Source organism: Leptodesmis sp. (assembly GCF_052746595.1).
This window is the reverse complement of sequence record NZ_JBRAGO010000075.1, coordinates 1-673: the sequence shown is the minus strand read 5'-3', so window position 1 is coordinate 673 and position 673 is coordinate 1. Positions and strand designations below refer to the sequence as shown.

At 48.9% G+C, this 673-nt stretch carries 1 protein-coding gene; it reads right to left on the bottom strand.

What is annotated here, in order from left to right; all coding sequences use genetic code 11:
* Positions 1–357: 357 nt before the first annotated feature.
* Positions 358–673, bottom strand: a 316-nt coding sequence (locus tag ACUVQO_RS16020; protein ID WP_445926851.1) for a hypothetical protein, incomplete at its 5' end; no start/stop codon positions are given.

The following is a 673-nucleotide window of genomic DNA, read 5'->3' as shown; positions in this document are numbered from 1 at the left end:
CTTACAGAGGCTATTCAGGTTAATCACCCGGTCATAGGGTTTGCGTTCATAACAAAAGAAGTCAGGTTCCCCAGGGAATGCCTTTACTCCCTGTGCAAGGGTTAAAGGGATACAAGCCACAGCTAAAATTACAGTGAATTGGAATGCTCTTGCGGCCATTCTTATTGCTCCCCAGAAGTTGATTCAGGTTGAGATCCATCAGATTTAAAGTGCCCTTCAAGAAATCGATCGCACCATCGATCGCAGCCAGGTCCAGCTGAAAAAAGAGGAACCTCTCCATGAAGAGAAACTCCAGTTTTGAACCTGGACAAGGTTTAATTCATTCTTCTGAGGAAGATTGATCGCATCCGGCAGAATTTATTCGGCGGGCCTGGTCGCTTGAGCTGGTTTTTCACCCACCGATCTGGCCACTTCCACACCGTTTTCTTCCAGAATCACGACAGGTTCTGAGCCATCTTGCATTTCAATTCGTTTCACCAAAACCCTGCCATTGGAAATTCGCTGACCAACTCTTACATAGCGACTGGTCGCATCTTCGGGGGCAATGACGATTGCCTGGGGAGTATTCCCGATCCTAATCACGCCAGTCACTTCAACAGCTTTAGCCGTATCCGTTGAGGGTTTGGGGGGTAAAGCAGCCGTCTGGGGTTTGGGGGGTAAAGCAGCCGTCTGG